The sequence below is a fragment of the Afipia massiliensis genome, assembly GCF_001006325.2.
In the GTDB taxonomy this organism is placed as follows: Bacteria; Pseudomonadota; Alphaproteobacteria; order Rhizobiales; family Xanthobacteraceae; genus Afipia; species Afipia massiliensis_A.
In genome coordinates, this window is sequence record NZ_LBIA02000001.1 from 1985523 (window position 1) to 2010433 (window position 24911).

The following is a 24911-nucleotide window of genomic DNA, read 5'->3' on the forward strand; positions in this document are numbered from 1 at the left end:
TGCGCAAGGCAGACTACTATGCCCGGCCATGACGCATTATAGAAACAGCATGAACTTCTCCACGCCCCTTCCCATCGATGCGGTTCTCGATGAACTGACATCGACGCTCGTGCGCAGCAACACCGCCGTGCTGGTCGCGCCGCCGGGAGCGGGCAAGACCACGCGGGTGCCGCTGGCGTTGCTGGATGCAGGATGGATCGGCACAAAAAAGATCATCGTGCTGGAGCCGCGCCGGATCGCCGCGCGCGCCGCCGCCGAGCGCATGGCACACACATTGGGCGAGCGTGTCGGCGAGACCGTCGGCTATCGTGTGCGCTTTGGCTCGAAAGTCTCGCGTGCGACGCGGATCGAGGTGGTCACCGAAGGAATTTTCACGCGGCAGATTCTCAACGATCCGGAATTGTCCGGCGTCGCTGCGGTGCTGTTCGACGAATTCCATGAACGCTCGCTCGATGCCGATCTGGGCCTTGCGCTGGCGCGTGATGCGCAAACCGGACTGCGCGAAGATCTGCGCATCCTCGTCATGTCGGCGACACTCGACGGTGCGCGGGTGGCGAAGCTGCTCGGCGATGCGCCGGTGATCGCCAGTGAAGGCCGCGCGTTTCCTGTCGACACCCGCTATCTCGGCCGCAAGCCCGATATGCAGATCGAACGTCAGATGGCGGACGCCATTGCGACGGCGCTGCGTGCCGATACCGGATCGGTGCTGGCGTTCCTGCCCGGTGCCGCCGAAATCCGCCGCACGCAGACGTTTCTCAATGAACGCGTCAGCGACCCCAACACCGAGATCGTGCCGCTGTTCGGCGCGCTCGATGCCACCGTACAGGATCGCGCCATCTCGCCGCCGCCCAAGGGACAGCGCAAGGTGGTGCTGGCGACGTCCATCGCAGAGACATCGCTGACCATCGAAGGCGTGCGGATCGTGGTCGATTCCGGCATGGCGCGGGTGCCGCGCTATGAACCGGACATCGGCCTGACGCGGCTGGAAACCATCCGCGCCTCGCGCGCTGCGGTCGATCAGCGACGCGGCCGCGCCGGACGTACCGAACCCGGTGTTTGCTATCGGCTGTGGGACGAGCCCCAGACCGCATCGCTGGAAGCCTACACACGCCCGGAAATTCTCTCGGCCGATCTATCGTCGCTGGTGCTGGACCTTGCGCATTGGGGCGCGACCGATCCGTCAACGCTGGCGTTTCTCGATTCGCCGCCGCTGCCGGCGCTGACCGAGGCGCGCGCCCTGCTGCGCGAACTGAACGCGCTCGATGAGTCCGGCCGCATTACGCCGGAAGGCAACAGCCTGCGTGCGCTGGCGCTGCCGCCGCGCCTCGCAAGGATGATCGTGGATTCGCATCGGCTGGGTTCGGGCGAAGAGGCTGCGCTGATCGCTGCCGTACTTACCGAGCGCGGTCTTGGCGGTGACAGCGCCGACCTCGATGCACGGCTGGATAACTTCCGCCGCGACCGTTCGCAGCGCGCGCAGGCTGCGCGGCAGTTGGCGGAGCGCTGGACCAGGCAGGTTGCGGCGAATGAGGATGATGGCGGGGCGCGGACTTCTTCTTCTCCCTCCCCCCTTGCGGGGGAGGGTCGGGGAGGGGGGACTCTGTCTTCGAGAGCGAGAAAAACTACCCCCAACCCCTCCCCGCAAGGGGGAGGGGAGTCGATCAGTTCGTCGCAGTTTGATTCAGAACTCTCCACGGGCCTCATGCTGGCGCTGGCATTTCCGGATCGCGTGGCGCGCAATCGTGGCAATGGATCGTTCGTGCTGGCAAACGGGCGCGGCGCGAGCGTCGAGCAGACCTCCGCGCTGGCGAAATCGCCGTACATCGCCGTCGCCGAATTGACGGGGACGGCGGCGAACGGGCGCATCCTGTTGGCGGCGCCGATCACGCAGGCCGAAATCGAGGCGCAGTTCGCCGATCACATCCAGACCGATGACGAGATCACGTTCGACAGGTCCGCGATGGCGCTGCGCGCACGGCGCAGGAAGAAGCTGCACGCGATCACGCTCTCGGAACAAACCCTGCCGGTCTCGCCCTCGGCGGACACTGCGCGCGTGCTGGCGGACGGCCTTGTCGCTTTGGGGTTGGATCGCCTGCCGTGGTCGAAGCCGCTCAAGCAGTGGCGCGACCGCGAGATGTTTCTGCGCGCGGCCTCGCCCGAGGATTGGCCCAATCTCTCCGATAGCGCGCTGGCGGATACGCGCAACGACTGGCTCGCGCCTGCGCTATTCGACAAGACCTCGCTGGCGAACTTTTCCGCCGGCGATCTGTCCGATGCGCTGATGAATCTGCTGCCATGGGATCAGCGCGCGCGGCTCGACCGCGAAGCGCCGACCCATTTCGAGGCGCCGACGGGAACGTCGCTGCCGATCGACTATGAAGCCGAGCAGGGACCCACCATTGCGGTTCGTTTGCAGGAACTGTTCGGGCTCAATGTTCACCCGTCGATCGCGAAGGGCAAAATTCCGCTGGTGCTCGAGTTGCTCTCGCCCGCGCATCGCCCGGTGCAGGTGACGCGCGATCTGCCGGGCTTCTGGCGCGGGTCCTATGCCGCCGTGCGCTCCGATTTGCGCGGGCGCTATCCGCGCCACCCCTGGCCGGAGGATCCGGCATCCGCGCCGCCGACCCGCCGGGTCAAGCCGCGCGGGACGTAAAGCCTCCTTCGGGGCGGTTCCTGAGGCGCGCTTTAATACTTCCCTCACCCTTATCTCGGAAAAAGCCCTCTTCGCCGGGACCGGACAGTCAACTTTCGGCCCGTTGTGATGTGGTTCCCATAAACTTCGGCGCGGGACCGGTGAGTACAGGCGTATGCGTTATGCGTAGCATCATGATTCTGGCGGCCATTCTGATCGTGTTCGGCACGTCCATGGCGAAAGTCGCGGACACGATCACTACCGAAAAGGCGCAGGCCAAGTCGGTCGACAAGGCCAAGGCCATGAACGCCTTCGCGTCGGTGCAGCCGATGACCACCGGCAATGCTGCCCTCCGCAGCGTCACCATTCCGCGCGACAGTCGCGGCCATTTCCAGACCGAGGGCCGCGTCGATGGCCGCCGGCTGGGCTTCATGGTCGATACCGGCGCGTCGGTGATCGCGCTGAACGAATCGTCAGCGGCGGAGATCGGTGTCCGGCCGCGGCCCAGCGATTACACCGCAAATGTTTCCACGGCGAACGGATCGATCAAGGCCGCTCGCACGCGGCTTGCGATGGTCGACATCGGCGGGCTTGTCGTGCGCGATGTCGATGCCCTGGTGCTGCCCGACGAGGCGCTGTCGGAAAACCTGCTCGGCCTGTCGTTCCTGTCGAAGCTCAGGCGCTATGAATTCGCCGGCAGCAAGCTGGTGATGGAGCAGTAAGCTTCGCTCTCACACCCGCCGGAACACCACGCTCAGGTTGTTCGCCGGCATTTCGGTGATCACCGGCGCGGAGAATCCCACCGAACGCGCCAGATCAGCGACCGTTTCCAGATCGCGCAAACCCCACTCGGCATTCCGTGCCTTGAGACTCGCATCGAACGCCTCATTGCTCGGTGCGGTGACGATATCCGCGCGCCGATAGGGCCCGTACAGATACAGCGGCGCGCCGCCGGGCAGCAGTTTCGCTGCGCCATGGAACAGGCCCTCGGTCGCCTGCCACGGCGCGATGTGAATCATGTTGATGCAGAGAACAGCGTCTGCCGCGGTCACCGGCCAGTGGTTTGACAATGCGTCCAGCATCACCGGCGGCCGCACGTTGGCGAGGCCAGTGTCCTGCGTCCACGCCTTGATGCTTTGCAGGGCGGCGTCCTCGGGATCGGAGGGCTGAAACGTCAGGCCGGGAAACGCCCGTGCGAAATGTACGACATGTTCACCCGATCCGCTGGCAATCTCGAGCACCAGACCGGAGGCGGGCAGCACGCCGCGCAGCACATCGAGAATGGCGTCGCGGTTGCGCAAGGTGGCGGGATACTCAAGGCGGCGGTCGGTCATGCGTATCCGATCTGAATGAAAGCTGTATGGGTTGGCTGCCAATATGCCGCAATTCGTTCGTAAATGCTTGGCTCCCGCCTTTCCACGGTTCCAAGCATTCGCTAAAGCTGCTGGATATCGCCCGCCCGCATTGTCACGAGGCCATCTGAATGTTTCCGAAGCCGAAGCCCGAACTGATTCCGAACACCTATGCCTATGAATCCGAGCCGATGGTGAAGGCGACCGGCTTCCGCGAATACGACGCGCGCTGGCTGTTCGGGAAAGAAATCAACCTGATGGGAATTCAGGCGCTGGGCATGGGCCTCGGCACCCTGATTGGCGAGATGGGACAGAAGCAGGAGATCGTCACCGCGCACGACTTCCGCAGCTACTCGGCCTCGATCAAGTATGCGCTGGTTTCGGGCCTGCTTGCGTCTGGCTGCAAGGTGCATGACATCGGCCTTGCGGTGACGCCGATGGCGTATTTCGCGCAGTTCGAACTCGACGTGCCGTGTGTGGCGATGGTCACCGCCTCGCACAACGACAACGGCTGGACCGGCGTGAAGATGGGCGCAAATCGTCCGCTGACCTTCGGGCCGGATGAAATGAATCGCCTCAAGGAGATCGTGCTCAACGCCGATTTCAAGCTCAAGCCCGCGGGCTCGTATCACTTCGTCGAGAATTTTCCGGCGCGCTATATCGCCGATCTCACCAAGCGGCCCAAACTCAAGCGCAAGCTGAAGGTCGTGGTTGCCTGCGGCAACGGCACGGCAGGTGCGTTCTCGCCGCAGGTGATGGAAGCGATCGGCTGCGAGGTCATTCGCCTCGACACGGAACTGGATCATACCTTCCCGAAGTACAATCCGAATCCCGAAGACATGGAAATGCTGCACGCGATCCGCGATGCGGTGCTTGAGCACAAGGCCGACGTCGGGCTCGGGTTTGACGGTGACGGGGACCGCTGCGGCGTGGTCGACAACACCGGCGAGGAAATCTTTGCCGACAAGGTCGGCGTGATGCTGGCGCGCGACATGTCCGCGATTCACAAGAACGCGCAGTTCGTGGTCGACGTGAAGTCGACCGGCCTGTTCGTGACCGATCCGGTTTTGCAAAAGCAGGGCGCGCACACGACCTACTGGAAGACCGGCCATTCCTACATGAAGCGCCGCACCCATGAGCTGAAGGCGCTGGCGGGCTTCGAAAAGTCCGGCCATTTCTTCTTCAATGCGCCGATCGGTCGTGGCTATGACGACGGCCTCGTCTCCGCCATTGCGATCTGCGACATGCTGGACCACGCGGCCGGCAAGACCATGGCGGACCTGAAGGACGCGTTGCCGAAGACCTGGTCGTCGCCGACCATGTCGCCGCACTGCTCGGACGAAACCAAGTACGGCATCGTCACGCAGGTGGTGAAGCATTTCGAGGATCTGAAGGCGAAGGATGCCAAGGTCGCCGGTCAGCCGATCCGCGATCTGGTCACCGTCAATGGCGTGCGCGTCACTTGCGAGGACGGCAGCTGGGGCTTGGTGCGCGCCTCGAGCAACAAGCCTGAGCTGGTGGTTGTGGTGGAAAGCCCGGTCTCCGAACAGCGCATGCGCGACATGTTCGAGGCGATGGATTCGGTGCTGCGCACCCATCCGGAAGTCGGCGAGTACAATCAGAAGATCTGAGACCGATAAAATGCTCAGGCCGTCTCCGTCTTCGCGGAGACGGCCTGATCTATTTGAACGGATGATTAAGCCGCGCTGATTGCAGGCACCGGCAGCGCCGTCACCGACTTGATCTTTTCCATCGCGAAGCGCGAGGTGACGTTCTTCAGCGCCACGGCGCTGATCAGCTTCTTGTAGAAAATATCGTAGCTCTGCATGTCGGCGACGACCACGCGCAGCATGTAGTCGACGTCGCCGGCCATGCGATAGAACTCCATCACTTCAGGCATGGCGCTGACGGCGTCGGCGAATTTCTTCAGCCAGGCGTCGGAATGGTCGCCGCTTTCCACCGACACGAACACCGAAATCCCGAGACCGATCTTGTTCTGATCGACCAGTGCCACGCGGCGCAGGATGATGCCCTCGGCCTCCATGCGCTGGATGCGCTTCCAGCACGGCGTCGAGGACAGCCCGACCCGGTCGCCGATTTCGGCCACCGACAGCGAGGCGTCGTCCTGGAGTACGGTCAGAATCTTGCGATCGATGGCGTCAAGGCGGCGCGGGGCGTCAGCGATGACAACGGCGGCGTCGGACATGGAAAGAACTTTCTTCCATAATTGAGGATTGAAACCCTCATATATAGAAAATTCTTCTCAGACAAGCCCAAATCCTGGCCTTTAGAGAGCCTCTATGCCATCGCCTCGACCGGGTTGGATGCTAAAAACTCTTCAACTTCAATGCGTTGCGGGGAGCCAAAGGCCCCGCCGAAGCGCGTGCATTTGAGTGCAGCCGTGGCCGAGGCGAAACGCATCGCCGCTTCCAGCGCAAGGCCTTCGGCGATCGCCAGAGTGAACGCGCCATGGAATGCGTCGCCCGCGCCCAGCGTATCCACGGTATGGACCGGGAAAGCCGGCATTTGCCGCGGCTCACCCTGCTGATCGAGCCATGTCACGCCCTTGGCGCCCGACGTGACGCCGAGCAATGCGGGGGTCACTAGTGCCAGCTTGCGCAGCGCGGTGACATCGTCGCTTTCGCCGGCGGTGGCGTGCAGTGCCTCTGCCGAAAAGATGATGTGCGAGGCAACCTGCAACAGCCCTTCACGCATCGACATCAACCGGTCGCCGTCGATGACGACGGGAATGCCGCGGCGACGCGCTTCGGCGCACACATCGGTGCCGAATTCCGCGCAGCGGCTTTCGATCAGAATAGCGTCGCAATCGGCAAGCAGGGTTTCCGAAGGCGGCAGTGCCACGGTCCATAGTTTCGGATCGCGGAAGGTGATGATGGTGCGCTCGCCGCTGGGATCAATCATGACGCTGGAGATCGGCGTGACCACGTCATCGACGATCACAAGGCCGCTGGTATCGATGCCTTCACTCCTGAACTGATCGTCGATGATGGCATTGCTCGCTGCCAGCGCGCCGCCGATCGGGCCCGAGAGCAGAACACGGCCCCCGAGGCGCGAAATCGAAATGGCGGCATTCGGCGAATTGCCGCCCGCGACCTCGACGAACTCGCTGGCATATTCCTTGTTGCCGCGCGCAGGCACGTCGGCCACGCGGAATATCAGATCGCGCACCGGCATACCGATGCAGAGGATTCGTGGAGATTTCTTGTGTGACTGATTGTGGATGTTCACTGACACTGCGCCTCGCCCGAAATGGCTGTGACCAAGACAATCGATGACACGCGATGCGGTTCCTTGTGCGGAACCGCAATAACTATGCTGTTTCCGCGAGCCAGTTCGCCAGAAGGTGGTGTGCGATTGCGACCGGATGAGGGCCTGTCATGCCCTCGGGATGAGTCTTGGCGAGCATCTTCACGGCCTCGTCCCGGCTGAACCAGCGAGCATCTTCAAGCTCGGTTTTGTCCACGACGATGTCGGTGGTGGTGGCACGCGCGGTGCAGCCGATCATCAGCGATGACGGATAAGGCCACGGCTGCGTCATGTAGTAGCGCACGTCGGTGCAGTGGATGCCGGCCTCTTCCAGAATCTCGCGTTGTACCGCGTTCTCGATGGTTTCCGCTGCTTCGACGAATCCCGCAAGGCAGGACCACATCGTCGGTGGAAATTGCGACTGGCGCCCCATCAGGCACTTGTCACCCGCTGTGACCAGCATGATCACGACGGGATCGGTACGCGGAAAATGCTCGGTCTTGCAGGTAGGACATACGCGCTTCCAGCCGCCGTCCGCCATGGCCGAGCGCGCGCCGCAGTTGGCGCAGAAGCCATGACGCTGATGCCAGCTCACCAGCGACTTTGCCATCGCTATCGTGGAGAGTTCGCGCGCCGGTATAGCGCCGCTCGCGGCGACGGCGCGCAGGTTTTCCACGCCGACATCCTGACGACCCATCAGGTCCTCGGCGGCTGTGGCGCTGATGCCCATGCCGAAAATCGCCGCGCCCTCGTGCAGGCCGAGAAAGATGGTGCCGGGATTGGCGCCGAACTTCTGCGCCTCTTCCAGCGTCAGCAATGCGCGGGGACCATCGGCGCCGAGGGTGACCACGAGCGAATCGCGATGCACCACATAGGCTCGCGCGTTGCGATGGGTTTCCAGTGCGAACAGTTTCTCGGCGTCGGTGCGGACATGCGCCGCGCGGTCGATCGGATGGGACACGAAGCCCGGTTGTCCGAGCGGAAAGGGATCATTTTTTGTTGTCATTGATTTTCAGCCTGAGTTTCAATTTTGGGCATGATCTTTTCCGAAAACCGGTGCCTACTTTCGGGATCATGCCCTTAGCTCAGCCAGATCTTGCGGCGAAGCGCGGCGATGAATGTTTCGACTTCCTGCGGATCGTGGACCAGTGGAGGCACCACCCCCCAGACCGGCCGCGGCCACGCCGCGTCCGAGGTCCGGCGTGCAATGATATGAACATGCAACTGCGGAACGACATTGCCCAGCGCCGCGATGTTCATCTTGTCGGGTTTGGTGACCTCCTTCAGCACGCGCGCGACGCGGTTGATCTCGGTCATCAGCTGCGCCTGTTCGACTTCATTCAGGTCGATGATCTCGATAACGTCCGCGCGGCGCGGCACCAGCAGCAGCCACGGATAGTTCGCATCTTTGATGACGAGCACACGCGACAGCGGCAGGTCGCCGATATTGATGGTGTCTTTTTCGAGGGTTGAATGGAGTGACCAGGCGGAGGAGGAGGACATTTCGCCAATTTTGCAGAGTGCGGGGTTGCAAACAACACCTGTCATGCCCGGCTTTGCGCGGGGCATCCATGTCTTTGTTCCATCGGGGCGGGACCCGCTGACGCCAGCCCCGGCGCTTGCCAATTTCATCAGCCGTAACAACGTGGTGCGAACCGCCGTCGCGCGCTTGCTTTCCGTCGGTTTTGGCCCCAAATAGGGACCGGGAGATTGGCGGTGGACGAGCCACTCGCCAACCGGGTCAGGTCCGGAAGGAAGCAGCCCTAACGAGGTCCGGATCGGGTCGCTCGTCAGTCTCCTACTTCTCTTTTTCGCGCGCCCAGCGTGCTAACGCCGGCTTTCCGCAAGACGCTCTCTTTTCAAGAGCCTTGCGACAATCGCGGATCGATTGATGACCGATGCTGATATTGCCGGCGCGACTGCGGACGATCAGCCGGGTTTTGAACTCGGCGGAGCGCCAGCCTCTTCACCGGCGTCAGGCTCTGCATCGGGGGCCGGCTATCGCGTGCTCGCGCGCAAATACCGTCCCGGGACATTCGAGGATCTGATCGGCCAGGAAGCGATGGTTCGCACCATCTCGAATTCGTTCGAGGCGGGGCGCGTTCCGCAGGCCTGGATTCTCACCGGCGTCCGCGGCGTCGGCAAGACCACGACCGCGCGCATTCTCGCCCGCGCGCTGAACTACGAATTGCCGGACGGGTCGGTCAAAGGGCCGACCATCCACATGCCGAAGATGGGCGTGCATTGCCAGGCGATCATGGAAAGCCGGCACATCGACATCCTCGAAATGGACGCTGCCTCGCATACCGGCATCGACGACGTGCGTCAGATCACCGACGGCGTGCGCTATGCGCCGTCGAGTGCAAGGTACAAAGTCTACATCATCGACGAAGTCCATATGCTCTCGGAGAAGGCGTTCAACGCTTTCCTGAAGACGCTGGAAGAGCCGCCCGAGCACGCCAAGTTCGTGTTCGCCACCACCGAAATCCGCAAAGTGCCGGTCACGGTGCTGTCGCGCTGCCAGCGCTTCGATCTCAGGCGCGTCGAATCCGATGTGCTGATGGCTCATCTGGCGAGCATTGCGGATAAGGAAGGCGTCAAGACTGAGCCGGAGGCGCTGGGCCTGATTGCGCGCGCCGCCGAGGGTTCGGTGCGCGATTCGCTGTCGCTGTTCGATCAGGCGATCGCGCATGCGGCGGGCATGGTGCGCGCCGAGGACGTGCGGCAGATGCTGGGTCTCGCCGATCGCACCCGCGTGATCGATCTGTTCCAGTCGCTGGCGAGCGGCGACATCGCCGCAGCCTTCAAGGAGTTCCGCGATCAGTATGACACCGGCGCCGATCCGGTGGTGGTGCTGAGCGATCTCGCCGAATTCGTGAACTTCGTGACGCGGGTGAAGGTCGTGCCGGCGACGGCGGACAATCTGGCGCTGGGCGAAACCGAGCGCACGCGCGGGCGCGATTTCGCGGCCAAGCTCTCGATGCGGGTGCTGTCGCGGATGTGGCAGATGCTGCTCAAGGGCATTGCCGAAGTACAGGCAGCGACACGGCCGCAGGCTGCCGCCGAAATGGTGCTGGTGCGCATCGCCTACGTGTCCGATCTGCCGACGCCGGATGAAGCGATCAAGATGATCGACGCCAACGGCGGTTCGTCGCCGATGCTTGGCGGCAATGTGGTCGGCAACGCCGCGCCGCGCGGCTCGTCCGCGATGCTGTCGTCAGGTGGCGATGACGGTTCGCAACTGCGCGCGGTGGCATCCAGCACACGGCCCGCCCTCGATACCTCGCCGCGTCCACAGATGAGCGCTCCTGCGCCCGCACCTGTTGCGGTTGAGGCTGCGCCGGTGCTGCGGCTGAACACGTTCGCTGAACTCGTCGCTCTGACCGGCGAAAAACGCGATTTGCAGATCAAGTCAGCGCTCGAAGCCGACATGCGGCTGGTGCGCATGGAAGACGGCAGGCTCGAAGTCTCTTTGGAACGCAGCGCCGCGCGCTCCGTTGTCAATGAATTGTCGCGCAAGCTCGAACAGTGGACCGGACGGCGCTGGACCGTGATCGTGTCTAACGAGGCCGGCCAGCCGACGCTGCGTGCGCAGGCGCAGGCGGCGAAGGAAAAACTCACCGACGGCGTTCATGCCGATCTGCGGGTGCAGGCGGTGATGGCGAAATTTCCGGGCACGCAGGTGATCGATGTGCGGCGCATCGCGCCGGATACTGGCTCGGGCGCGGATGACTCCGGACCCGTCGCTGCGGCCGAAGAAGACGACGATCTCTAACTCAATTCGATAAAGGACCGTTCATGGCTGATTTTCTCGGCATGATGAAACAGGCGGCGCAGCTTCAGTCGAAGATGAAGGCGCTGCAGGACGAACTCGAAACCATCGAGGTTGAAGGCACCTCCGGCGGCGGGCTGATCAGCGTGCGCATGACGGCGAAGGGCGAAGTGAAAGCCGTGAAAATCGACCCGTCGCTGGTCAAGGCGGACGAGCGCGAAATTCTCGAAGACCTGCTGGTGACGGCGCATAACGATGCGCGGCGCAAGGCCGAAGCTGCCATGCAGGAGAAAATGCAGACGCTGACCGGCGGCCTCGGCCTGCCGCCGGGATTGGGTCTCGGTTAATATGCCCACCGCTGTTGCCGGTCCCGAGATCGAACGCCTGATCCAGCTGCTGGCGCGGCTGCCGGGGCTTGGCCCGCGCTCGGCGCGGCGCGCGGCGCTGCATCTGATCAAGAAACGCGAAGCCCTGATGACGCCGCTGTCGTCGGCTCTGCAAGTGGCGATTGAGAAGATTCAGGTCTGCAACACCTGCGGCAATATCGATACGCAGAATCCCTGCACGGTCTGCACCGATACACGGCGCGACTCCTCGATCATCGTCGTGGTGGCGGATGTCGCCGATCTTTGGGCGCTCGAACGCGCTCATGCCACAAATGGTTTTTATCACGTGCTCGGCGCGACGCTGTCGCCGCTCGATGGTGTCGGTCCGCAGGACCTGACCATCGATGCACTGGTCCAGCGCGCACTCGACCCACGGGTCACCGAAATCATCCTCGCGCTCAATGCAACAGTCGATGGCCAGACCACCGCGCACTACATCACCGACCTGTTGCAGGATGCCAACGTCAAGGTCACCCGGCTGGCGCATGGCGTGCCGGTCGGCGGCGAGCTTGATTATCTCGACGAAGGAACTTTGTCGGCTGCCATGCGGCAGCGGACGCTGTTCTGATCTGCCCTGAAACTGAATTCACAACATGGAAGCCGCATGATTCTCCGCCTGTTCGCGAATGTGCCCGCAATGCTTGCCGCGGGCTGCCTTGCTGTCCTGATGTCCTCCGACGCGTTCGCGCAGCAAAAGGCCAAGCCGATCAACACCGGCGAGGTGCTGTCGGGCGAACTGACCGCGATGCGTTCCGGCCCGAAGAAGAAGCGCGTCATTACCTATCAGCTGACCAGCGAACCGCGGCGGTTGCCGGGTCCGACCGGCCTGTGCAATCTGGAAACCGGCCCCGAGACGTTTCAGATCGTGACCAACAGCGACGCGGAAGCAGCGGCGCTAAAGCCCTTTATCGGCAAGAGCATTGCGCTGAAGGCCAATGAGATGGCCTGTGCGCAGGCCGCCGGGCAGTTGAGCGACGCCATCGTCACCAAGTGGAACGTCGTGACCAGGCACTAAGCGTCGGCTGGAACGGCGTCGCGCCGTCGCAATGTCTCAAAATGTCCGCGCCGCTGCAGCCACGCCAGCAGGATCAGGCTCGGCACCGCGACCAGCACGCTGAGCACGAAGAACGCCGGCCAGCCGGTGGCCTGCGCGACATAGCCGGCGCCCGCCGAAAGATAGGTCCGGCCGATCGCCGCGAACGCGGTGAGCAGCGCATACTGGGTCGCGGTATGCAGCGGGCTCTGGCACAGCGACGACAGATAGGCGACGAAGATCACCGTACCGATCGCGCCGGTGAAATTCTCCACCGTGATCGCCAGCGCCAGCGCCCATTGGTTCAACCCGACATAAGCGAGCCACGCGAAGGCGAGATTTGAGATCGCCTGAAGCACGCCGCCGGTCCACAGACAGGCTTCCAGCGACCATGCACGCGCGAGGAATCCGCCGGCAAAGCCGCCGATCAGCGTCGCGGCCAGCCCAACGCCCTTGACGATGGCGGCGTAGTCGTTGCGCGTGAATCCGAGATCGATCACGAACGGCGCGGTCATGGTGCCGGAAAACGAATCCGTGAACTTGTAGAGAATGACAAATGCAAGAACCGCCCAGACGTCCTTGCGGATCAGGAATTCGGTGAAAGCGCCGACAGAGGCGTTGGTGACGCGTGTGATGGCGCTCTCGCCGCTGGTTGCTTCCTTGGCGCGGCGCGACTGTTCGGGTTCGGTGGCGATGAGCGCTGCGATCATGCCGATCAGCACCATCGCCGCCATTGCGATGTAGCCCCACATCCAGGCGATGGATTTGGTCAGGCCGGTGGCTTCAAAACCGCTGACCAGAAACAGCGCGCCGGCGGTCGAGATCAGCATACCGACACGATAGGCCGCGACGTATGAGGCCATGCCGGCGGCTTGTTCTCTCTCGGGCAGGCTCTCGACGCGGAAGGCATCGACCACGATATCCTGCGTGGCGGATGCGGCTGCGACCAGCAACGCACCGAGTGCGACATAGAACGGCGATTTCGCCGGATCGGTAACGGCGAGCAGTAAAATCGCGGCGATCAGCAACAATTGCGCGAACACCAGCCAGCCGCGCCGTCGCCCCAGCCACTTCGTCAGCAGCGGTACGTGCAGCGCGTCCACCAGCGGCGCCCAGAGAAACTTCAGCGTGTAGGGTGTGCCGACCAGGGCGAACAGGCCGATGGTGCCGAGATCGACGCCGGATTCGCGCATCCATACCAGGAGCGTCGAGCCGGACAGCGCCAGCGGGAGGCCGGATGAGAAGCCGAGGACCAGCACGATCAGCACGCGAGGCTGCAGATAGACCGCCAGCGCTTCACGCCACGAGGTGCGGGCAGAAGCTGGCGTCGGTTTGACGGTTTCAGGCGCTGTCATGCAGGGGTGTTAGCAGATTCGGGCGATCTTTCCCCGCGTCGTCCCCGCGCAGGCGGGGACCCATAACCACCGGCCCAGGTTGTTTTCCCGGATGCTGCGCCGAGGACTTATTCAGGATCGTTAGTTCAGGGAGTATGGGTCCCCGCCTGCGCGGGGACGACATCGTGTATGTGGCCAGCACCGCGGGAAGGTCGCGGAAGAGGCTGACGCTACTCCCCCGCCTGCAACTTGCGGAGCGGATGGGTGGGAAACAGATCGGGTCCGCCGGACGCAACGACGCGCGGCGTCTCAGTGGGCTCGCTGGCTTTGCTGAAATCCAGTTCCTCGATACGGCCGGCGCGCTTTTCGATCTTGTCGGCGGAAATCAGGATCTGGCGCACGTCCTCGTTCACGTTGCCGAAGTCCTTCTGCAACTTGACGACGCGCTCGCGCAGCCGGGCGAGGTCGTCCGACATGTGCATCACTTCGGTGCGGATCTGATCGGCCGCGTCGCGCATCCGCGCGTCCTTCAGAATTTGCTGCATCACCTGGATGGCCAGCATCAGCAGTGACGGCGACACCAGCACGATGCGTGCGCGGTAGGCCTTCTGGATCACGTCGTCGAAACCGTCGTGAATTTCTGCGTAGACCGATTCCGACGGCACGAACATCAGGGCGGTGTCCTGCGTTTCGCCGGGGATCAGGTATTTGTCGGCGATGTCCGTGACGTGCTTCATCACGTCCTGCCGCAGCCGCTGGGTGGCGAATTTCTTTTCCTCGTCGCTGCGCGCGTCGCGCAGTGCGGTGACAGCCTCCAGCGGGAATTTCGCATCGACGCACAGCGGCCGCTGGTCCGGCAGGAATATCACGCAGTCCGGCCGCTTGTTGTTGGACAGCGTGTGCTGGAACGCGAAAGAGCCCTTCGGCATGCCGTCCTGCACGATGGCTTCCATGCGGGCCTGGCCGAACGCGCCGCGCGACTGCTTGTTGGCGAGCACGTCGCGTAGCGTCGTCACCTGCGAGGTGAGGTCGGTGAGATTCTTGTGCGCGTTGTCGATGATGCCGAGGCGTTCGTGCAGCACGCGCAGGCTATCCATTGTGTTGCGCGTGGTCTGTTCCATCGACTGGCCGACGCGGTGCGTCACCGAATCCAGCCGCTCGTTGACGGCGCGGGCCATCTCCGCCTGCCGCCCGACCAGCGCCTGTCCCATTTCATGAACGCGGCCGGTGGATTCGCTCTGTAGCCGCAGCACCTCGGCCAACCGCTCCTCGAGCTCGTCGGCGCGCACGGCCTGTGCCATGGCCGCCTCCGCACCCTTGCGGCCAGAGCGGGCGATGACGATGGCGATGGCCAGCAGCAAAAGCAGCGCCAGCGCGCCGAATGCGATGAGGGCAGCGCTCATGCGGACCGGCACATCGCCGACAATGAAAAGGATCTCGTTCATGTCGCCGTTGTAACCCGATTCGGGACCAGATGCGAACGAATGGGGAACATTTATGGTTAACAACTCCCTGATTTTTATGGTTAATCACCGGTTAACGACTTTCGCTTCCGGCCAAGCGCCTGATGTCACGCCGGGTTTGACCGCGGCGGGCGCTCCCATTACATCGCGCCCATGGCCAATCGTGACATCATCATCCTACCCGACAAGCAGCTGCGGCTGATTTCCAAGCCGGTCGAAAAGATCACGCCCGAGATCCGGGCACTCGCCGACGACATGTTCGAAACCATGTACGAGGCGCCGGGCATCGGTCTCGCCGCGATCCAGATCGCGGTGCCGCTGCGGCTGATCACCATGGACCTCTCCAAGAAGGAGGGGGAGAAGGAACCGCGCGTTTTCATCAATCCGGAAATCCTGTCGGCGTCCGAGGAACTCTCGGTCTACGAAGAGGGCTGCCTTTCGATTCCGGAATACTACGAAGAGGTGGAGCGGCCGGCGCGGGTGCGCGTGCGCTTCATGGACATCGATGGCAAGATTCACGAGGAAGATGCCGAGGGACTTTACGCCACCTGCATCCAGCACGAAATCGACCATCTCAACGGCGTTCTGTTCGTGGATTATCTCTCCAAGCTCAAGCGCGACCGCGTGATGAAGAAGTTCACCAAGGCCGCCAAGCTCGCGGCGAAATAAATCCAGTCGCCGAAAGCGATTTTTGCATGCCGCTTCGTCTGATCTTCATGGGCACGCCGGACTTCGCGGTGCCGACGCTGCTGACGCTCGCGGACCACGGTCACGAGATCGCGGCGGTGTATACGCGCGCGCCGAAGCCGGCAGGGCGCGGCATGAAATTGCAGGCGACCCCGGTGGAGCAGGCCGCGCGGCAGCTAGGCATCCCGGTGCTGACGCCAAAGACCTTGAGGACTCCGGAAGCCGAAGCGGAGTTTCGCGCGCACAATGCCGACGCGGCAGTGGTGGTCGCCTACGGCATGATCCTGCCCGCAAACATTCTCGACGCCGTATCGCTCGGCTGTTTCAATCTCCACGCGTCATTGCTGCCGCGCTGGCGCGGTGCCGCGCCGCTCAACCGCGCGATCATGGCGGGCGATGCTGAGTCCGGCGTCATGGTCATGAAGATGGACGTCGGGCTCGACACCGGCGATGTCGCGATGGCCGAGCGTCTGCCGATCACCGACACGATGACCGCACAGGACCTGCACGACACGCTGGCGCCGCTGGGCGCTGACCTGATGGTGCGGGCGATGGGCGGGCTGTCACGCGGCGGCCTGCAACTGACCAAGCAGAGCGAGCAGGGCGTCACTTACGCCGCGAAAATCGACAAGGCCGAAGCGCGGATCGACTGGAGCAAACCTGCCCGCGAGGTGCTGCGGCATATTCACGGCCTGTCGCCGTTTCCCGGCGCGTGGTTCGAGATCGTCATCGATGGTGAGCCGGTGCGTATCAAGGTGCTGCGTTGCGAGCTGGCGAAGGGCTCTGGCGCGCCAGGCGATTTGCTGGATGACAAGCTGACCATTGCTTGCGGCGATGGCGCGATCCGGATTCTGGAATTGCAGCGCGCCGGAAAACCACCGATGAAAGCCGATGCATTTCTGAATGGCACGCAATTGAAGCCGCCGGCGCGGGTCGTGGTTTGATGCCCCGCTACAAACTCATTATCGAATATGACGGCACGCCCTACTGCGGCTGGCAATATCAGGACAACGGCCCTTCCGTGCAGGGCGCGCTGGAGGCCGCGGTAAAGGCCATGACCGGCGGCGATGTCCGCGTCAACGGTGCGGGCCGTACCGACGCGGGCGTGCATGCGCTCGGGCAGGTCGCACATATCGACCTCGTGAAGGATTATAGAGCGGACCGTGTGCGTGATGCGCTCAATGCGCATCTGCGGCCAAATCCCATCGGCGTGCTGTCAGCAGAGATTGTGCCGGAGACGTTCGATGCGCGGTTCTCAGCGACCAAGCGTCATTACATTTACCGGATTGTCAATCACCGGGCCAATCTCGCGCTTAAGGTCGGGCATGCGTGGCGTGTGGCGCGGCCGCTGAATGTCGAGGCGATGCAGGAGGCCGCACAGGTGCTGGTCGGCAAGCACGACTTCACCACGTTCCGCGATACTGAATGTCAGGCGAAGTCGCCGGAGAAGACGCTCGATGCGCTCGACGTGACGCGCGATGGCGACGATGTGAACATCATCACCTCGGCGCGGTCGTTCCTGCACAGTCAGGTGCGCTCGATGGTCGGCTCATTGGTGTGGGTTGGTCACGGGCGCTGGAAAGCCGAGGATATGCGGCGCGCGCTTGAGGCTCGCGATCGCGCCGCGTGCGGCCCTGTCGCGCCGCCGGACGGGCTTTATCTGGTGCGTGTCGAGTATTAGGTGAGCCGGATGCTGCGCTCACTTTCCCTCTCCCCTTGTGGGAGAGGGTGCCCGAGCAAAGCGAGGGCGGGTGAGGGGTAAATGCGCTCGTGTGTAAACGGAGATTACCCCCTCACCCGGCTCGATTTCGTTTCACTCAATCTCGCCACCCTCTCCCACAAGGGGAGAGGGTCCAAGAGCCGCAAGAGCGGGGCGAGGGAGGAGTTTACGCCGCCGCTGTGGCTTCGATTTCCAGCAGCCACTTGCTGTCGAAAATGCCGGCGATGATCACCGTCATGGCCGGGGCAAGGGTGCCGAGGACGCTCTGGCGAACGGTACGGTTCTCCAGCGCGTACTTCCGGTCCGACAGAAACACCGTGACCTTGACGACGTCGGCGAGGGTCATGTCGACGGCCTTGAGCTGGCTTTCGATATTGGCCCAGATCAGCCGGCATTGCGCCTCGAACGTCTCCGGCACGGTGCCATCCACGGTTTGTGGAATCTGTCCGCTGACGAAGGCCAGGCGCTGCGCGCCGCTGACCTCGCAGACCTGCGCATAGCCGAAGGGTTGCGGGGCGTCGGCGGCGTTGATGTTGCGGCGTTGCATGGGCATTCCCCGTTACGATAGCGTCTTCATCACATCCCAGAACAAATCCTCGCCATTGGCAACGTTTTCGTTCCAGTGGTCGGCGGCGTTTTCATCGGCGGCATCGGTGATGAACTTGAATGCCCGCCATGGTACGCCGTGGCGCTGGCAGACATGAGCGATGGCGAACAGCTCCATGTCGACAATGTCGATGTTGTTCTCGACCAGCCATGGATCGACGGACGTAACGAAGCTGTCGCCGGTGCCGCAGACGACGCTGCCGTGACCGGAGGACAGCCGGTCCATCTCCGGCGAGAACGGCGTGCGGCCGCGCGGCGCCAGCGGCATCGCCGCCATGTCGCGCTGAACAGTGTGCGCGACCTCCACAAGGCCGTTGTGGATGTGGGCGATCTTGCCGGCGGTGCCGTAGTTGACGATGAGCTTCGGCTGCAGCGCCATCACCGCCAGCGTCGCGATGCTCGCCGCATTGATCTTGCCGACGCCGGTGTAGATCACCTCGACGCCCTCAGGTGCGCGCGCCTTGTTCAGCTCGGTGTCGATCGCACTGAGAATGATAACGTGACCGCTCATGCTTTCAGCACTCATGCGAAGTAGCGATCCAGCACGCCGCGATAGATTGTCGTAAGCTTGTCGAGGTCGGACACCGGCGTGCGTTCGTCGATCTGGTGCATGGTCTGGCCGACAAGGCCGAATTCCAGCACCGGGCAGTAATGCGTGATGAAACGCGCGTCGGACGTGCCGCCGCCGGTGTTGAGGTCCGGCTTGCGCCCGGTGACATCTTCGATGGCCGCGGCCACGAGATCAGTGAACGGTCCCGGCTTGGTCCGGAACACGTCAGCATTCGACGGCTCCCACGCGATATGCGCCTTGATGCGGTTGCCGCTTGCCTTTGTCACGCGCTCTTCGATCAGCGCACGCAGGGATTCGCGGGTGTGGCAATCGTTGTAGCGGATGTTGAAGCGTGCCCGTGCCTGCGCGGGGATGACGTTCCATGCGGTGTTGCCGACATCGACCGAGGTGAACTCAAGGTTCGACGGCTGGAAATGATCGGTCCCCTTGTCCAGTGGGTCGCTGCTCAATGCCGCGATCAGCGCAGCGATATCCGGAACGGGATTCGACGCGCGGTGCGGATAGGCGACATGGCCCTGCACGCCATCGACAATCAGCGTGCCGGATTGCGATCCGCGCCGCCCCGTTTTAATGGTGTCGCCCATCTCGTTGACGTTGCTCGGTTCGCCCAGCACGCAATGATCGAATTTTTCGCCGCGCTCCGCCGCCCACTTCAGCAGCTTGACGGTGCCGTTGACGGCGATGTCTTCCTCGTCGCCGGTGATCAGGAACGAAATCGAACCTTTCGGCTTGCCGCCATTCGCGGCGAGATATTCAAGCGTGGCGGCGACGGAGCAGGCGATGCCGCCTTTCATGTCCACCGCGCCGCGCCCGTACAGCATGCCGTCCTTGACGTCGCCCGCGAACGCACCGTGGGTCCACGCCGCCTCGTCACCCGGCGGCACCACGTCGGTGTGACCCGCAAACGTAATGTGCGGGCTGCCGGTGCCGATCCGCGCATAGAGATTGTCGATGTCGGCCGCGCCCGGCTCGGAGAAGGTGACGCGATGCATCTCGAACCCGGCATCGCCCAGCAATTTTTCGAGCACGCCGAGCGCGCCGGCATCCGCAGGCGTGACCGACGGGCAGCGCAACAGATCGCGGGCGATGGAGAGGGCGTCGTTCGACATCAGGCTTTCTTTATGTGCGAGCGAGACCGGAGCGTCAGTCCCGCAGCAATTCGTTGATGCTGGTCTTGGAGCGGGTGCGCTCGTCGACGCGCTTGACGATGACCGCGCAGGCCGTGTTCGGACCGGGTTGGCCATTCTTCAGCGGCTTGCCCGGCAATGAGCCCGGCACCAGCACCGAATATTCCGGCACTTCGCCGATGAAGGTTTCGCCGGTTTCGCGGTCGACGATCTTGGTCGATGCGCCGAGGAACACGCCCATGGCCAGAACCGCGCCCTTGCGCACGATGACGCCTTCGGCGACTTCCGAGCGAGCGCCGATGAAGCAGTCGTCCTCGATGATGACGGGGCCTGCCTGCAACGGCTCAAGCACGCCGCCGATGCCGACGCCGCCCGAGATGTGGACGCGCTTGCCGATCTGGGCGCATGAGCCGACGGTGGACCAGGTATCGATCATGGTTGCTTCATCGACGTAGGCGCCGAGATTGACGAACGACGGCATCAGCACGACGTTCTTCGCAATGTGAGCAGAGCGGCGCACGATAGCGCCGGGCACGGCGCGGAAGCCGGCTTCGCGGAAACGGTTCTCGCCCCAGTCGGCGAACTTCGACGGCACCTTGTCCCACCACTGCGCGCCGCCGGGGCCGCCGGTGATCGGGGACATGTCGTTGAGGCGGAACGAGAGCAGCACCGCCTTCTTCAGCCACTGATTCACTTTCCACGCTCCGTCCGCCTGCCGCTCTGCGACGCGGGCCTCGCCCTTGTCGAGCAGATCGAGTGCCAGCTCCACGGCGTCGCGCACCTCGCCTTTGGTGTTGGCGTTGACGGTATCGCGGGCCTCAAAAGCGGCATTCAGCGTGGTTTCAAGCGCGGACAGAGACATCGGGATTCCTTGGGTATTTCTCGGGACGAGAGCGGTCGTTGGATGCGCTTTTGTCGGGATTTGGCGGCGTTGAGTCAAGCTGACGGGGTCAGTTTGAGGCCTTTATGGCTGCCAAAAACCCCGTCAGATCGTCGGTGATATGATCGACATAGGCGGCGTCGCGGCCTTCCAGCTCCCAGTCCTCGCGGACCACGCTTTTGGTGCCGTCGGGCACCACCAGAACGGTGGTCATGCCCAGATCGTGCGGCGTCACCAGATTGCGCGCCAGGTCCTCGAACATCGCCGCCTTGGCGGGATCGACGCCGTGCAGCTTGAGGAACTTCATGTAGGTTTGCCGCGCGGGCTTCGGCTCGAGTTCTGCGGCGACAATGTCGAACACGTCCTCGAAATTCTTCGCGATGCCGAGGCGTTCCAGCACTTTGCCGGCGTGGGCACGCGAGCCGTTGGTGAGGATCAGTTTGCGGCCGGGGAGCTTTTCGATCGCAGCGCCCATCGCGGGGTTGGGTTCGAGCGGCGAGTGATCGATTTCGTGGACATAGGCAAGGAAGTCGTCGGCGCGCAGGCCGTGCTCGGTCATCATGCCGCGCATGGTGGTGCCGTAGCGGCGATAGTAGTCCTTCTGGATCCTGAAGGCTTCGTCCTTCGGCACATTCAGATACTGCGCGACGAAATCACGAATCCGCACGTCGACTTGCTGCCAGAGATTGACGTGATGCGGGTAGAGCGTGTTGTCGAGATCGAACACCCACGTCTCGACATGGGAGAAGTTGCGTTTGTCTTTGTCTGTCATGGCATTCCGAACCGGATTGTTTTGCCGGCGCCTGCGGTCATGTCGACGCGCTCGTAGCCGCTCGCATTCAGTCCGCGCGGGCCGCAATCGCCCTGTTCGGTGAATTCGAACTGCGCTTCACGCGTGCAGAGCATGGTCGAACCGCCCCAGTTCAGCGGCCGGCTGTTGATCTTGATGGTGCGGCCGTTGCTGTCGACCGCTTCCGCGAAACTGAAAATTCGGCGCGGCTGTCCCGTCACATCGGGATGTAGGCATTTGCCGGGCTCGATACGATACCAGCCGCGGCTGGTGACGGCCTTGCCGTCGTCGGTGGCGATGGAAGCCATCACGCGGTACTGCGTGTCGTTGCACCAGGTGAGGCCGGTCGCGGACGGTGTCTCCACCGCTGCGATCATGGTCTCGAAGAAATTCGGAGCCTGCGCAGCGTCCGCGCCGAGGCCGCGCGCCTTCAGGAATGCGGCCAGCGCGTTTTGCGTCTTCCGGCCGTCGACGCCGTCGATAGGGGCCGCGTCATAGCCAGCGATCACCAGCAACCGCTGGATGGCGGCCAGCCGCGCCTGCTCATCGTCATACTCCGCGCCTTCCGCCAGATACGCGACCTGATGGCCGTCCTCGCCAATGCTTGGCTTGATCTCGGTGAAAGGCACGGCGGTCTGGCTGCCGCGGCACTGCCGCCCGGCGATGACAAAATCCTTCGGCGCGATGCAGAGATTGTCGGTGCCGTTCTGCGGTGCGGGCGATGCGCCGTAGACCGGCAAGGATCGCGCGTGGAGGAGGATGCGCTCCGCCGTGATGTTGCCCTGCGCCACCACGCGACAGGCCGCCGGATCGATCCGGAACCAGCCGCGCGTTGCGGTGGCGGACTTGTCGTCGATGCCGATGGCGGCTTCGACCACGTAGCTCATGCGGTTGCAGAGCTTCAGGTCGGCGCGGGCGGGGGTGCTGAAAAGCAGCGTCGGTGTCGCGAGGAGAAAAAGCGCGGCGACCACAGTGGTTTTGCTGTCGTCCCCGCGAAAGCGGGGACCCATTGTGCACCATAGACTTCGCATCATGCCCATCGATGCTGCTGGTTCCCTGGCTGCCCGCTGGAAGAAAGATGGGTCCCCGCTTTCGCGGGGACGACATCGTGAGTGAACTCTTTTGGCCGTCTCACTTGTGGATCAGCGTTCCCGTGCCCTGATTGGTGAACAGCTCGAGCAGCACTGCGTGCGGCGTCTTGCCGTCGATGATCACCACGCCCTCGACGCCGGCTTCCAGCGAATAGATGCAGGTCTCGACCTTCGGGATCATGCCGCCCGAGATCGTGCCGTCGGCGATCAGCTTGCGTGCGTCCTTGATCGACAGTTCGGGAATGAGCTTCTTCGATTTGTCGAGCACGCCCGGCACGTCGGTCAGCAGCAAGAGGCGCTTGGCCTTCAGCGCACCTGCGACAGCGCCTGCGAACGTATCGGCGTTGACGTTGAAAGTCTGGCCGTTCGCAGACGATGCCAGCGGCGCCAGCACCGGGATCAGTTCGTAGCCGATCAGCTGGTTGAGCAGCGTGAGATCGACCTTGTCGGGTTCGCCGACGAAACCGAGGTCGACTACCTTCTCGATGTTCGAGCCGGGATCGACCATGGTGCGGGTCGCCTTGGTGGCGGTCACCATGTTGCCGTCCTTGCCGCAGAGGCCCACGGCCTTGCCGCCGGCTTCGTTGATGTGGCTGACGATCTGCTTGTTGATCGATCCCGCCAGCACCATCTCGACGATCTCGATGGTCGCCGCGTCAGTAATGCGCAGCCCGGATGCGAATTCCGACTTGATGCCGAGCCGGGTCAGCATCGCCGCGATCTGCGGGCCGCCGCCATGAACCACCACGGGGTTGATCGCGGTCTGCTCCAGCAAAACGATATCGCGGGCAAACTGCCGGGCAAGGTTTTCCTCGCCCATGGCGTGGCCGCCGTATTTGATGACGATGGTTTCTTCGTCGTACTGCTGCATGTGCGGCAGTGCTTCCGACAGGATGCGGGCCTGATCCTGCGGGCTGATATTCGGCGGCAGATCCATCATGGGGAATTCTCGTTCACGCGGCGGGCTGGCAAGGTTTGCCGAGGGTTTAGCCGATTGCGGCAGCGGCGCAAAGCACCCTCGGTGCAAGTCAGCCTGCGCGGCGCGGCCAGGCCGCGGCGATGGCCAGCACCAGCCAGCTCAGGATCAGCAGCGTGCCGCCGGTCGGTGCTGCCATTGTGAACAATCCGTGACCGGCATACTGGCGCATCGCCAGATCGCCGGCGAACAGCGCCGCACCCACGATGAAGCCACAGGTCGCGGTCAGTCCGAGGTGACGCTGGGCGATGCCGTGCCCGGTCAGCAGCGCCGCGCCGATCACGGCGCTGGCGTGGAACAGCAGCATCGACGACGCCGAGGCAAGCCGCCCTGCGTCGGGTTGATGGGCGGACGCCGCCGCCAGCACCACACCGGCAGCGCCCATCAGCCCGGCAAGAACAACGGCAAGCCGCAAGACGCCATTCTGGGTCATTATTTTTCCTTCCGGTCGGGCATGTTCTTATCCGAAAACCGGTGCCCACTTTGCGCTAACGCGGCTCTTCGGGTCGGGATCATGCCCTAAACTCGCTCCCTGAGCAGGCGGATCATGGCGGCGCGCAGTTCGGGCATGCCGTTGCCGGTGCGCGACGATGTCACCAGCACCTCCGGAAACGCCGCCGGATGCTTGGAGAGCGCGGCGATGGTCGCTGCGAGTGTTTCTTCAAGCTCGGCTTTCTTGACCTGATCGGATTTGGTCAGCACCACCTGATAGCTCACCGCAGATTTGTCGAGCGTCTTCAGCACGTCGTGGTCGACGTCCTTGAAGCCGTGACGCGAGTCGATCAGCACGTAGACGCGGGCGAGATTGGCGCGGCCCTGCAGGAATTTGTGGATCAGCATGGTCCACGAGGCGACCTTGGTTTTCGGGGCGGAGGCGTAGCCGTAGCCCGGCATGTCCACCAGCCGAAGCCCTGCGTCCTTGCCGTCCGCAGGCGTCGGGCCTTCGAAGAAGATCAGCTCTTGCGTGCGCCCCGGCGTGTGCGAGGTGCGCGCCAACCCGTTGCGGCCCGTCAGCGCGTTGATGAGGCTGGACTTGCCGACGTTGGAGCGGCCCGCGAAAGCGACCTCGACGCCCTTCATCGGCGGCAGTGCTTCGATCGATGGCGAGGCCCAGAAAAATTGCCAGTCGCCGGCGAAGATCTTTCGCCCGGCTTCGATCAGCTCCGCATCGGCTTTATCGGTCATGCGAAGGTTCTCGGATATGAGACGCCCGGCGGTTCGCCG

General features: G+C 63.3%; 25 protein-coding genes, 1 other RNA gene and 1 pseudogene. 11 read left to right on the top strand and 16 right to left on the bottom strand.

The window, feature by feature from the left end:
* Positions 1 to 49 precede the first annotated feature (49 nt).
* Together hrpB and YH63_RS09375 are read left to right on the top strand one after the other, a co-directional pair.
* Entirely contained in the window at positions 50 to 2653 is a 2604-nt protein-coding gene (gene hrpB, locus YH63_RS09370) for an ATP-dependent helicase HrpB (protein ID WP_046827836.1), read from the top strand.
* 161 nt (positions 2654 to 2814) lie between these two features.
* Positions 2815 to 3354, top strand: a complete 540-nt coding sequence (locus YH63_RS09375) for a TIGR02281 family clan AA aspartic protease (RefSeq protein WP_046827835.1) — start codon at positions 2815 to 2817, stop codon at positions 3352 to 3354.
* Between the two features lie 9 nt (positions 3355 to 3363).
* Here YH63_RS09375 and YH63_RS09380 read toward each other — a convergent pair whose 3' ends face one another.
* Positions 3364 to 3966 (bottom strand): DUF938 domain-containing protein, encoded by a 603-nt coding sequence (locus YH63_RS09380; RefSeq protein WP_046827834.1) that lies wholly within the window; start codon positions 3964 to 3966, stop codon positions 3364 to 3366.
* A gap of 149 nt (positions 3967 to 4115) precedes the next feature.
* On the opposite strand from YH63_RS09380, the gene YH63_RS09385 reads away from it, so the two are divergent.
* A complete protein-coding gene (locus tag YH63_RS09385) occupies positions 4116 to 5615 on the top strand; it encodes a phosphomannomutase/phosphoglucomutase (protein ID WP_046827833.1) in 1500 nt (499 codons plus the stop codon).
* A 65-nt stretch (positions 5616 to 5680) separates the two neighbouring features.
* Here the strand turns inward: YH63_RS09385 and YH63_RS09390 are convergent, their stop codons facing one another.
* The 4 genes from YH63_RS09390 to YH63_RS09405 form a co-directional block, all read right to left on the bottom strand.
* Entirely contained in the window at positions 5681 to 6190 is a 510-nt protein-coding gene (locus tag YH63_RS09390; RefSeq protein WP_046827832.1) for an Lrp/AsnC family transcriptional regulator, read from the bottom strand.
* A 92-nt stretch (positions 6191 to 6282) separates the two neighbouring features.
* Positions 6283 to 7233, bottom strand: coding sequence for a sugar kinase (locus YH63_RS09395; protein WP_046827831.1), 951 nt, complete (start codon positions 7231 to 7233; stop codon positions 6283 to 6285).
* Between the two features lie 82 nt (positions 7234 to 7315).
* Positions 7316 to 8257, bottom strand: a complete 942-nt coding sequence (gene nudC, locus YH63_RS09400) for an NAD(+) diphosphatase (protein ID WP_046827830.1) — start codon at positions 8255 to 8257, stop codon at positions 7316 to 7318.
* A gap of 74 nt (positions 8258 to 8331) precedes the next feature.
* Positions 8332 to 8754, bottom strand: coding sequence for an HIT domain-containing protein (locus tag YH63_RS09405; RefSeq protein ID WP_046827829.1), 423 nt, complete (start codon positions 8752 to 8754; stop codon positions 8332 to 8334).
* 202 nt (positions 8755 to 8956) lie between these two features.
* Here YH63_RS09405 and ffs point away from each other — a divergent pair.
* The 5 genes and pseudogenes from ffs to YH63_RS09430 all read left to right on the top strand — a co-directional run bounded on the left by ffs (position 8957) and on the right by YH63_RS09430 (position 12424).
* Positions 8957 to 9053, top strand: an RNA gene (gene ffs, locus YH63_RS09410) — signal recognition particle sRNA small type.
* 89 nt (positions 9054 to 9142) lie between these two features.
* On the top strand, positions 9143 to 11026 hold the full coding sequence (locus tag YH63_RS09415) for a DNA polymerase III subunit gamma/tau (protein WP_046827828.1): 1884 nt from the start codon (positions 9143 to 9145) through the stop codon (positions 11024 to 11026).
* Positions 11027 to 11043: 17 nt separating this feature from the next.
* Positions 11044 to 11370: pseudogene (locus YH63_RS09420) on the top strand (YbaB/EbfC family nucleoid-associated protein); the annotation flags it as partial.
* Position 11371: 1 nt separating this feature from the next.
* Complete coding sequence (gene recR / locus YH63_RS09425) at positions 11372 to 11977, top strand: recombination mediator RecR (RefSeq protein ID WP_046827826.1); 606 nt, start codon at positions 11372 to 11374, stop codon at positions 11975 to 11977.
* Positions 11978 to 12013: 36 nt separating this feature from the next.
* On the top strand, positions 12014 to 12424 hold the full coding sequence (locus tag YH63_RS09430) for a hypothetical protein (RefSeq protein ID WP_046827825.1): 411 nt from the start codon (positions 12014 to 12016) through the stop codon (positions 12422 to 12424).
* On the opposite strand, the gene YH63_RS09435 is transcribed toward YH63_RS09430, so the two are convergent.
* Together YH63_RS09435 and YH63_RS09440 are read right to left on the bottom strand one after the other, a co-directional pair.
* Positions 12421 to 13797, bottom strand: a complete 1377-nt coding sequence (locus YH63_RS09435) for an AmpG family muropeptide MFS transporter (RefSeq protein ID WP_046827824.1) — start codon at positions 13795 to 13797, stop codon at positions 12421 to 12423. The genes YH63_RS09430 and YH63_RS09435 overlap by 4 nt on opposite strands.
* Before the next feature lie 209 nt (positions 13798 to 14006).
* A complete protein-coding gene (locus YH63_RS09440) occupies positions 14007 to 15221 on the bottom strand; it encodes a DNA recombination protein RmuC (protein ID WP_046827823.1) in 1215 nt (404 codons plus the stop codon).
* 171 nt (positions 15222 to 15392) lie between these two features.
* On the opposite strand from YH63_RS09440, the gene def reads away from it, so the two are divergent.
* Genes def through truA form a run of 3 tightly spaced genes read left to right on the top strand, consistent with a single transcriptional unit; the run spans position 15393 to position 17607 of the window.
* Entirely contained in the window at positions 15393 to 15908 is a 516-nt protein-coding gene (gene def / locus YH63_RS09445; RefSeq protein ID WP_046827822.1) for a peptide deformylase, read from the top strand.
* Positions 15909 to 15934: 26 nt separating this feature from the next.
* Entirely contained in the window at positions 15935 to 16870 is a 936-nt protein-coding gene (fmt, locus tag YH63_RS09450) for a methionyl-tRNA formyltransferase (RefSeq protein WP_046827821.1), read from the top strand.
* Positions 16870 to 17607: a tRNA pseudouridine(38-40) synthase TruA gene (gene truA / locus YH63_RS09455; protein WP_046827820.1), complete on the top strand. Its 738-nt coding sequence runs from the start codon at positions 16870 to 16872 to the stop codon at positions 17605 to 17607. The genes fmt and truA overlap by 1 nt, the downstream gene beginning before the upstream one ends.
* Positions 17608 to 17812: 205 nt before the next feature.
* Here the strand turns inward: truA and YH63_RS09460 are convergent, their stop codons facing one another.
* The 9 genes from YH63_RS09460 to yihA form a co-directional block, all read right to left on the bottom strand.
* Positions 17813 to 18193 (bottom strand): RidA family protein, encoded by a 381-nt coding sequence (locus YH63_RS09460; RefSeq protein WP_046827819.1) that lies wholly within the window; start codon positions 18191 to 18193, stop codon positions 17813 to 17815.
* A 12-nt stretch (positions 18194 to 18205) separates the two neighbouring features.
* Positions 18206 to 18763: a 5'-methylthioadenosine nucleosidase gene (locus YH63_RS09465; protein ID WP_170978738.1), complete on the bottom strand. Its 558-nt coding sequence runs from the start codon at positions 18761 to 18763 to the stop codon at positions 18206 to 18208.
* An 11-nt stretch (positions 18764 to 18774) separates the two neighbouring features.
* Complete coding sequence (gene dapE / locus YH63_RS09470; RefSeq protein WP_046827817.1) at positions 18775 to 19932, bottom strand: succinyl-diaminopimelate desuccinylase; 1158 nt, start codon at positions 19930 to 19932, stop codon at positions 18775 to 18777.
* Positions 19933 to 19966: 34 nt separating this feature from the next.
* Positions 19967 to 20812, bottom strand: a complete 846-nt coding sequence (gene dapD / locus YH63_RS09475; protein ID WP_046827816.1) for a 2,3,4,5-tetrahydropyridine-2,6-dicarboxylate N-succinyltransferase — start codon at positions 20810 to 20812, stop codon at positions 19967 to 19969.
* Positions 20813 to 20900: 88 nt separating this feature from the next.
* Complete coding sequence (locus YH63_RS09480; RefSeq protein WP_046827815.1) at positions 20901 to 21602, bottom strand: pyrimidine 5'-nucleotidase; 702 nt, start codon at positions 21600 to 21602, stop codon at positions 20901 to 20903.
* Complete coding sequence (locus YH63_RS09485; protein ID WP_246658034.1) at positions 21599 to 22630, bottom strand: DUF1036 domain-containing protein; 1032 nt, start codon at positions 22628 to 22630, stop codon at positions 21599 to 21601. The genes YH63_RS09480 and YH63_RS09485 overlap by 4 nt, the downstream gene beginning before the upstream one ends.
* 121 nt (positions 22631 to 22751) lie before the next feature.
* Positions 22752 to 23648 carry an acetylglutamate kinase gene (gene argB, locus YH63_RS09490; RefSeq protein WP_046829630.1) on the bottom strand — a complete coding sequence of 299 codons (897 nt, stop codon included), beginning with the start codon at positions 23646 to 23648 and terminating at the stop codon, positions 22752 to 22754.
* 91 nt (positions 23649 to 23739) lie between these two features.
* A complete protein-coding gene (locus tag YH63_RS09495) occupies positions 23740 to 24120 on the bottom strand; it encodes a DUF423 domain-containing protein (protein ID WP_046827814.1) in 381 nt (126 codons plus the stop codon).
* Between the two features lie 86 nt (positions 24121 to 24206).
* Entirely contained in the window at positions 24207 to 24872 is a 666-nt protein-coding gene (gene yihA, locus YH63_RS09500; protein WP_046827813.1) for a ribosome biogenesis GTP-binding protein YihA/YsxC, read from the bottom strand.
* Between the last annotated feature and the right edge of the window lie 39 nt (positions 24873 to 24911).

What these genes read in the sequence shown, in the direction of transcription:
- YH63_RS09495 (WP_046827814.1), bottom strand. Translation starts at nt 24,120, where the DNA reads ATGACCCAGAATGGCGTCTTGCGGCTTGCCGTTGTTCTTGCCGGGCTG.
- YH63_RS09375 (WP_046827835.1), top strand. Translation starts at nt 2,815, where the DNA reads ATGCGTAGCATCATGATTCTGGCGGCCATTCTGATCGTGTTCGGCACG.
- fmt (WP_046827821.1), top strand. Translation starts at nt 15,935, where the DNA reads ATGCCGCTTCGTCTGATCTTCATGGGCACGCCGGACTTCGCGGTGCCG.
- dapE (WP_046827817.1), bottom strand. Translation starts at nt 19,932, where the DNA reads ATGTCGAACGACGCCCTCTCCATCGCCCGCGATCTGTTGCGCTGCCCG.
- YH63_RS09385 (WP_046827833.1), top strand. Translation starts at nt 4,116, where the DNA reads ATGTTTCCGAAGCCGAAGCCCGAACTGATTCCGAACACCTATGCCTAT.
- YH63_RS09465 (WP_170978738.1), bottom strand. Translation starts at nt 18,763, where the DNA reads ATGAGCGGTCACGTTATCATTCTCAGTGCGATCGACACCGAGCTGAAC.
- YH63_RS09485 (WP_246658034.1), bottom strand. Translation starts at nt 22,630, where the DNA reads ATGGGTCCCCGCTTTCGCGGGGACGACAGCAAAACCACTGTGGTCGCC.
- YH63_RS09440 (WP_046827823.1), bottom strand. Translation starts at nt 15,221, where the DNA reads ATGAACGAGATCCTTTTCATTGTCGGCGATGTGCCGGTCCGCATGAGC.
- YH63_RS09380 (WP_046827834.1), bottom strand. Translation starts at nt 3,966, where the DNA reads ATGACCGACCGCCGCCTTGAGTATCCCGCCACCTTGCGCAACCGCGAC.
- YH63_RS09480 (WP_046827815.1), bottom strand. Translation starts at nt 21,602, where the DNA reads ATGACAGACAAAGACAAACGCAACTTCTCCCATGTCGAGACGTGGGTG.
- dapD (WP_046827816.1), bottom strand. Translation starts at nt 20,812, where the DNA reads ATGTCTCTGTCCGCGCTTGAAACCACGCTGAATGCCGCTTTTGAGGCC.
- truA (WP_046827820.1), top strand. Translation starts at nt 16,870, where the DNA reads ATGCCCCGCTACAAACTCATTATCGAATATGACGGCACGCCCTACTGC.
- YH63_RS09415 (WP_046827828.1), top strand. Translation starts at nt 9,143, where the DNA reads ATGACCGATGCTGATATTGCCGGCGCGACTGCGGACGATCAGCCGGGT.
- YH63_RS09390 (WP_046827832.1), bottom strand. Translation starts at nt 6,190, where the DNA reads ATGTCCGACGCCGCCGTTGTCATCGCTGACGCCCCGCGCCGCCTTGAC.
- YH63_RS09430 (WP_046827825.1), top strand. Translation starts at nt 12,014, where the DNA reads ATGATTCTCCGCCTGTTCGCGAATGTGCCCGCAATGCTTGCCGCGGGC.
- def (WP_046827822.1), top strand. Translation starts at nt 15,393, where the DNA reads ATGGCCAATCGTGACATCATCATCCTACCCGACAAGCAGCTGCGGCTG.
- argB (WP_046829630.1), bottom strand. Translation starts at nt 23,648, where the DNA reads ATGGATCTGCCGCCGAATATCAGCCCGCAGGATCAGGCCCGCATCCTG.
- YH63_RS09435 (WP_046827824.1), bottom strand. Translation starts at nt 13,797, where the DNA reads ATGACAGCGCCTGAAACCGTCAAACCGACGCCAGCTTCTGCCCGCACC.
- yihA (WP_046827813.1), bottom strand. Translation starts at nt 24,872, where the DNA reads ATGACCGATAAAGCCGATGCGGAGCTGATCGAAGCCGGGCGAAAGATC.
- YH63_RS09405 (WP_046827829.1), bottom strand. Translation starts at nt 8,754, where the DNA reads ATGTCCTCCTCCTCCGCCTGGTCACTCCATTCAACCCTCGAAAAAGAC.
- nudC (WP_046827830.1), bottom strand. Translation starts at nt 8,257, where the DNA reads ATGACAACAAAAAATGATCCCTTTCCGCTCGGACAACCGGGCTTCGTG.
- YH63_RS09460 (WP_046827819.1), bottom strand. Translation starts at nt 18,193, where the DNA reads ATGCAACGCCGCAACATCAACGCCGCCGACGCCCCGCAACCCTTCGGC.
- recR (WP_046827826.1), top strand. Translation starts at nt 11,372, where the DNA reads ATGCCCACCGCTGTTGCCGGTCCCGAGATCGAACGCCTGATCCAGCTG.
- hrpB (WP_046827836.1), top strand. Translation starts at nt 50, where the DNA reads ATGAACTTCTCCACGCCCCTTCCCATCGATGCGGTTCTCGATGAACTG.